We start from the raw sequence: 1,460 nt of genomic DNA on the forward strand, positions 1-1,460 counted from the left end.
TTGCCATGTCACTGAATACTCGTCCTAGAAAAGCGTTAGATTGGCTTACACCATTAGAGAAATTTGCTCAGCTTGTTGATTATCATAAGACTTTTCAAACTGTCGCACCTCATGTTTGAATTCGCCCCATATTTTTGCTACAGTGAACCTAATTAAGATCATCTATTTACTAGGCCTCGCATTTGCGGGGTTTTTAATGCTGAATAAAAGGAAAACTTGATGGAATTGCCCAATATTATTCAACAATTTATTGGAAACAGCGTTTTAGAGCCAAATAAAATTGGTCAGTCGCCATCGGATGTTTATTCTTTTAATCGAAATAATGAAACTTTTTTTCTTAAGCGCTCTAGCACTTTATATACAGAGACCACATACAGTGTCTCTCGTGAAGCGAAAATGTTGAGTTGGCTCTCTGAAAAATTAAAGGTGCCTGAACTCATCATGACTTTTCAGGATGAGCAGTTTGAATTCATGATCACTAAAGCGATCAATGCAAAACCAATTTCAGCGCTTTTTTTAACAGACCAAGAATTGCTTGCTATCTATAAGGAGGCACTCAATCTGTTAAATGCAGTTGCTATTATTGATTGTCCATTTATTTCAAACATTGATTATCGGTTAAAAGAGTCAAAATTTTTTATTGATAACCACCTCCTTGACGAGATAGATCAAGATGATTTTGAGGCTGAATTATGGGGAGACCATAAAACTTACATAAGTCTATGGAATGAGTTAAATGAGACTCGTGTTGAAGAAAGATTGGTTTTTTCTCATGGCGATATCACGGATAGTAATATTTTTATAGATAAATTCAATGAAATTTATTTTTTAGATCTTGGCCGTGCTGGGTTAGCAGATGAATTTGTAGATATATCCTTTGTTGAACGTTGCCTAAGAGAGGATGCATCGAAGGAAACTGCGAAAATATTTTTAAAGCATTTAAAAAATGATAGACCTGACAAAAGGAATTATTTTTTAAAACTTGATGAATTGAATTGATTCCAAGCAATATCTAAAAATACTTAACTGTCTTTTTAAGTTGCTAAGTTTTAAATAAATAAGTGAAAAAAGTTAGTGAAGCTACTGATTTAAAGCTTTATATAGCCAATGAATCTAAATTTTGGTTTTTAAAATGAACTTATTTAAAATAGCTAAAGCTGTTTATTAGCTTAACTTGTGATTTAAGTTTTTTTGAATATAAAATTGTTAATTTATTAGCTTTACAAGTTTATTTAAATTTCATCGTGCAACATTTTTAACAAATTTTATTATCGATGGTATTTTTTTGTCTGCTTTTCTTTTCCTAGTCTTTTATCTATCCGTCAACCATATAGGGCAGAGTAAAACTTGAAGTGCGACATAAACCACCTAATTAATTTAAAGGGTTTATGGAGTATATAAAATTGTCATACCATCATCTTAACTTTGAAGATCGTACTGCATTAATGCTTGAGTCAAGA

General features: G+C 31.6%; 1 protein-coding gene and 1 pseudogene. Both read left to right on the forward strand.

Annotated elements, in window-relative coordinates:
• A pseudogene (locus FTU29_RS17215) lies at positions 1-119 on the forward strand (IS30 family transposase); the annotation flags it as partial.
• A gap of 100 nt (positions 120-219) precedes the next feature.
• On the forward strand, positions 220-999 hold the full coding sequence (locus FTU29_RS17220) for an APH(3')-VI family aminoglycoside O-phosphotransferase (protein WP_000422634.1): 780 nt from the start codon (positions 220-222) through the stop codon (positions 997-999).
• Positions 1,000-1,460: the final 461 nt, after the last annotated feature.

The organism is Acinetobacter sp. YH12086 (genome assembly GCF_013419345.1).
Classification (GTDB): domain Bacteria; phylum Pseudomonadota; class Gammaproteobacteria; order Pseudomonadales; family Moraxellaceae; genus Acinetobacter; species Acinetobacter amyesii.